The sequence below is a fragment of the Actinoalloteichus spitiensis RMV-1378 genome (genome assembly GCF_000239155.1).
In the GTDB taxonomy this organism is placed as follows: domain Bacteria; phylum Actinomycetota; class Actinomycetes; order Mycobacteriales; family Pseudonocardiaceae; genus Actinoalloteichus_B; species Actinoalloteichus_B spitiensis.
In genome coordinates this window covers 1-5,287 of the sequence record NZ_AGVX02000209.1, presented here as the reverse complement: position 1 = coordinate 5,287, position 5,287 = coordinate 1, and the positions used below count along the sequence as shown (strand labels likewise).

Sequence of the window (5,287 nt, the reverse complement as noted above, 5' to 3'; positions counted from 1 at the left end):
GCCCGTGAGCGCGGCGGACGCCCGTCCCAACAGGCTGAGCGCCTGCGCGTTGCCGGGATCGGTCTGCAACACCACCGTGCAGTGGCTGAGCGCGCCGGTGGCGTCGTTCCTGTCCAGCAGGAGTTCGGCCACGTGCAGCCGGAGGGGAACGTCCTGGGGGGCGGCGGAGACCGCGGCGAGCAGGCTCGTCAACAGCGGGTCATCGGACACCCGCGAGATCGTACGCCGAAAGGGTGTGGTGGCTGTGGTGTGCCGAGAATACTCACGCTTCGTCACAAGATCCGGGTGGTGAAACCGCGTCATCGCGCGGCCGGCCCCGAACCCGTCCGTACCGGACGGGCACGTGGTGCGCCGCGTGCCGCCCCGAACGGCCCGGTCGCCACGCGGGTTCCCCACCACCGCCCGGTTTCCGGTCGGCGCGCCGTCGCCGCGCCCCGGGAACGGCCGAGGCCGGCCCGGCCAGGGTGTCAGCCCGCACCGAGAGCGGCCGCCGGCCGCCGCTCGGGCCAGACCACCTCCGTGGCCGTGGCCTCCACCTCCTGGTCCAGCCCCCGCACGTCCTCGTCGGACAGCACCCCCAGCCGGTGCAGCGCCGAGACCAGCATCCGCGCGACGACCACGGCACCCGAACCGGTGAAGTGCGTGTCGTCCCGAACGCCCTCCGGGTGGTTGGGGCTCGCGCCGGGCGGCAACCAGAGGAACACCTCCCGCGCGGTGCGCTCGGGTCCGAGCCGGTCCCAGTGGGCACGGCTGATCCGGGCCAGGTCCACCGCGCTGGCTCCCGTGGTGGCCGCGACCTCCAACATCGCCGCCGGGTAGGGCCCGTGCGAGGTCCCGGCCCGGCCCCGCTCGTCGAACACCCGGCGCTCCACTGAGGTCACCAGCACGGGCCGGGCTCCCCGCCGTTGGGCGCCGTCGACCAGCAGGCGCAGGTTGTGCTGGTAGTCGGTGTCCGCCGGGGCGTACCGCGCCGGGTCGAACGCCTTGCCGTCGTTGTGCCCGAAGGAGACCAGCAGCACGTCCGAGGGGCGGAGCAGGTCCAGGGCGGCCGCACCGCGTCCACCGTCGAGGAAGCTCTTGGTGCTGGCCCCGGGCCAGGCGGTGTTGCGCACGGCCAGGTGCGGTCGGAGGAAGACCGGCAGGGCCTGCCCCCAGCCCGCCTGGGGGGCCTCGTCGGCGGCGTAGGTGGCGGCGGTCGAGTCGCCGGCGACGACGAGGGAGCGTGGCTTGCCGGTCATGCGACCTCCCGAGGACACGGCGGGGGCGAGGGAGCGGCGATCATCCTCTTTGTACTGCCAACCCCCGACCGGCCGCGCCGGTTCGCGCGACTCCTGGCCCGGGACGGCCACCCGGCAGGGCCGGGACCACGGCCCCTGCCACGGGGCCGCCGTGGGCGTCCCGTTCGCGGCCTGCCCACGGGGACGGGGCCAGCGCTCAGCGGGCCAGCAGCGGCCACACCTCCCCGCTGAGCCGGGAGGCGCGGGCGCACAGCTCGTCGAACCCGGACTCGCCGTAGACACCCAGCACCAGGGCCTCGCGGTGCGGCCCGGGAACGGTGGCGTGCGCGGGGTGGAACTCGCCGCCCTCCGCGCCGAGGACACAGCCCCGGTAGCCAGGGCGGATCGTGACCCGCTGCTCCCGGGTGGGGCGTCCGTGCAGGCTGGTGGTGGTGCCCCGCAGGGCGTGGTTGCTGGTCAGCGACAGCGTGACCGCGGGTTCGCCCGCGCTCAGGTCGTCGGTCCCCCACACGCAGCCCCGGCCCATCGGGTCGACGTCGTGCCACGCCTGCGAGGTGCGGGCGACGGTCCGCACCTGGTTTGCCGGGAGGAGGCCGCACATGCGGCGGGTGATCAGGCTGTCCGCCCGCACCGGCAGGTGCCGCGCCGTTCCGTCGGCCACCCGGTCGACCGCGGCGTTGAGCAGGACGTGCGTGAGACGGCAGGTGTCGTCGCGGTGGGAGGACACGGGAACACCGTCCGAGGGCAGGGTCGTCACCCGGACGACGAGGCCGTCGGGGAAGACGCCCTCCCGCAGGCACATGCCGGTCGCCGCGCTCCAGTACTCGACCACCGAGGCCGATCCGCGCGCCCCGACGGCGAGCAGTTCCGCGCTGGTCGGGTCGGCGTCGTGGGCGACCTGGACCTGGGCGGTCACCTCCTCGTCGGCGGATGTGGTCACCGTCAGCAGGCAGTGCGTCAACCGGGGTTCGACGGTCACCAGCTCGGGTTGCTGGAAGTCGAGGTCGTCGACGGCGACCAGGCCGCAGGGGTCCAGGGTGGACAACCGGCCCAGCCCCCGGGTGGCGGCGTCGCGGGGGACGGGGACCTCGTCGGCGCGGGGGACGGTCCCGTCCTCGGCCTGGCCGGTCGAGGACTCGGCCGAGGTGGGTGGCGCGGCGGAGGAGGGGGCGGACGACTCCTCAGGAGCCGCCAGCGGGGAGGGCTCCGCTGCCGAGGGTGCGGTGGACGGGGCGGGGGCCGTCTCGCTGCCCCCTGTGCCGTCCTGGCTGGTCGTGCCGGCCGTGGAGCATCCCGCGAGGGCGGCCACGACCAGCGCGACGCCCGCCGTCGCGCGCCGGTGCCGGCCGAGGATCGTGAACCAGCGGGTCATCGGTTTCCCTTGCCTGCTCGGGGCACCGGCCTGGTCGGCGGGGCACTCGGAGACGGTACGACACCATTCGAGCCAGCGGTACGGCGTCGGGGTACCGCCGCCCGTCCGCTCGGAGGTCAGCCGTTCGGCGGCTGCCGTTGGGGCGGCCGGCGGTGTCTACTGGAATGGGGTGGTGTGCGCCGCCCGGATTCCGCGCGGCGCGGGCTGGCCGCCGGGCGTGCCGGCATGCCCAGCTGCGCGCCCACGGACGTGCCCACGGACGTGCCCACGGACGTGCCCAGCGGGCCCAGCGGGCCCATTGGCGTGCCGCCGGGCCTCTCCGGCGTCCTCGGGTAGCGCGGCGTGGCCGCCGCCGGACGACCCCCGGGCGGGTGGCGTGAACGGCCTTCCCGATCGGTCTTCGTGGTCGGCCTTTCGGTCCGGCCTGTGTGGTCGAGCTTCGTGGTCGGCCTTCGTCGTCGGGCTCCGTGGCCGCGAGTCGTGGTCGGCGGCGCACCCGTCGTGGCCCCCGCTGGTTCCCGTGCGTACCGGTGCCGTCCCCAGCGCTCGAGCGCGAGCGGACCAGCCGACGAGGGCGGCCGCACCCGGCCCTGGCCACCCGCTCGCGGAACGGGACGGCCAACGAGCCTGTGCGCGGGGGCCGCGCCACCCGCCGGTCCACCGGAGGTCGGCCCCGGCGGTCGAGCTGAGCGGAGTCCTTCGCGTGCTCCTCGGCCCTCGTTCCGCCCACCGGAGGATCGCCTCGGCACACCGGAGCGCCCTGTCCGCGGTGGACGGGCCGGGGGCGGTGCCCGTGGACGCCCCCCGCTGCCGCGCCTCCGCGGCGCTCCCACCGGCCCCGTCCCTCCCCGACCGCTGCCCGGGAGGAACTCCGCCGTCCGCCGCCGCGCCGTCTACCGTGGCTCCGGTCGATCCACCGTCAGGAAGGAGGGTTCGACGAGGTGACCGCTCTGATCGCCACCCGGGGCCTTCCCGGGGCGGGCAAGACCACCTGGGCGAAGCGGTACGTCGCGGAGTCCGGTGACCGAGCCGTCCGGGTCAACCGGGACGACCTGCGCGTGATGCTGCACGGCGCGGCGTCGCACCGGGGCGCCGTCGAGCGGCAGGTGACCGCCGCCCAGCACGCGCTGATCCGCGCCCAGCTCGACCTCGGGGTGACCGTCGTCGTCGACGACACCAACCTCCGGGCCCGCTACCTGCGGGAACTGCGGGACCTCGCCCGGCGGGCGGGCGCCGACTTCGAGGTGCGGGACTTCACCTCGGTGCCGTTGGAGGACTGCCTGGCGCGGGACGCGGCCCGGGAGGCGCCGGTCGGGGAACGGGTGATCCGCGACCTGTGGTGCCGCTACCTCGCGGGCCGCGAGCTGCCGCTGCCGGTGCCCACGGCCTCCGGTGCGGACCGCCGGCCGGAGACGACCGGGCGGCCCTACCACCCCCGCCGCGACCTGCCCGCCGCCGTGATGTGCGACCTCGACGGCACGGTGGCCCTGCTGGGCGACCGCTCCCCCTACGACGAGTCCCGGGTCGAGGCGGACCAGCCCAACCCGGCCGTCATCGCCGCCCTGCGGGCCATGCACGCCACCGGGCACCGGGTCCTGTTCTGCTCGGGGCGGACCAGCGGCAGCCGGGCGGCCACCGAACGGTGGCTGTCCAGGCACGTGGACGTGCCCCACGAGCTGCTGCTGATGCGGGAGCCCGGTGACCGCCGCAAGGACGCCGTGGTGAAGTTGGAGATGTTCGACCGGGAGATCAGGGACCGCTACCACGTCGTCTTCGTGCTCGACGACCGCGACCAGGTCGTGCGGCTGTGGCGCGGCCTCGGCCTGACCGTCATGCAGGTGGCCGAGGGCGACTTCTGAGCGCCGAGCTGACCCCCGCCGCGTCGGGGACCCGGTGTGGCGGGTGAGCGACCGGGCGGGAGGTCCCCCGGTCCGGCGGGCACGAGGCCAGTCGTGGCCAGCCGGACCCGGGCCCGCCACCAGCGCCCACCCGGGGGCTACCCGGTGCGCAGCGTGGCCTCGGCCAGCGCACGGCGCGGATCGTGGGCGGGCAGCACCGCGACGAGGCGCTCCAGGACCGCCGGGTCGGGGGTGGCGCACCGGCGGTGGAACCGCAGCAGCGTCGCCGGGTCCCCCTCGCCCAGCACGCCCGCCCGCACCGAGGCGTGCAGCACCTCCCGTTCCGCCCGCACCAGGGGCGCGTCCGAGGCTGCGAGCAGCTCACCGGTGTAGGCGGCGACGGCCTCGCCGATCCGGCCGTCGTCGAGCGCGGTCCGCACCGCCTCGACGTCCGAGCGGACCAGCGGCGACAACCGGTAGGGGCGGGCGGTGAGCACCTCCGGGGGCAGCCGCCGTCGCAGCCGGTGCAGTTCGGCGCGGACGGTCACCGGGTTGCCGTCCTCGCCGTGCACGTGCAGCGCCAGTTCGGCCGCCGTCAGGCCGCCCCGGTGCAGGGCGAGGGCCAACAGCAGCTCGCAGTGGCGGACCGAGAACCGGACCTCCCGGCCGTCGAGCACCACGGAGGGTGCGGCGCCGAGCAGCCGCAACAGCGGGACCCCGCGCGGCGACGAGGCCGACCCGCCCGTGCCGGGTGAACCCGGAGCTCCGCCGCCGGCGGCGTCCCGGCTCTGGTCCCGGCCGCCGGGGCTTGCCGGGCGTTCGTCCCGGGACGGCGGCGG

The 5,287-nt window shown here is 76.2% G+C and carries 3 protein-coding genes and 2 pseudogenes; 1 reads left to right on the top strand and 4 read right to left on the bottom strand.

Features of this window, described 5'->3' with window-relative positions:
* The 3 genes and pseudogenes from ACTIDRAF_RS0210620 to ACTIDRAF_RS0210610 all read right to left on the bottom strand — a co-directional run.
* Positions 1–210, bottom strand: a pseudogene (locus tag ACTIDRAF_RS0210620) (ATP-binding protein); the annotation flags it as partial.
* Positions 211–467: 257 nt separating this feature from the next.
* Positions 468–1,238, bottom strand: coding sequence for a rhamnogalacturonan acetylesterase (locus ACTIDRAF_RS28235; RefSeq protein ID WP_016698717.1), 771 nt, complete (start codon positions 1,236–1,238; stop codon positions 468–470).
* A gap of 196 nt (positions 1,239–1,434) precedes the next feature.
* The gene (locus ACTIDRAF_RS0210610; protein ID WP_016698716.1) at positions 1,435–2,610 is read right to left on the bottom strand and encodes a hypothetical protein; all 1,176 of its coding nucleotides are present in this window, start codon (positions 2,608–2,610) and stop codon (positions 1,435–1,437) included.
* A 941-nt stretch (positions 2,611–3,551) separates the two neighbouring features.
* Here ACTIDRAF_RS0210610 and ACTIDRAF_RS35285 point away from each other — a divergent pair.
* Positions 3,552–4,469, top strand: a complete 918-nt coding sequence (locus ACTIDRAF_RS35285; RefSeq protein ID WP_016698715.1) for a phosphatase domain-containing protein — start codon at positions 3,552–3,554, stop codon at positions 4,467–4,469.
* A 137-nt stretch (positions 4,470–4,606) separates the two neighbouring features.
* Here ACTIDRAF_RS35285 and ACTIDRAF_RS28230 read toward each other — a convergent pair.
* Positions 4,607–5,287, bottom strand: a pseudogene (locus tag ACTIDRAF_RS28230) (transcriptional regulator); the annotation flags it as partial.

Coding starts and splice junctions, on each gene's coding strand:
- ACTIDRAF_RS28235 (WP_016698717.1), bottom strand. CDS start 1,238: ATGACCGGCAAGCCACGCTCCCTCGTCGTCGCCGGCGACTCGACCGCC.
- ACTIDRAF_RS0210610 (WP_016698716.1), bottom strand. CDS start 2,610: ATGACCCGCTGGTTCACGATCCTCGGCCGGCACCGGCGCGCGACGGCG.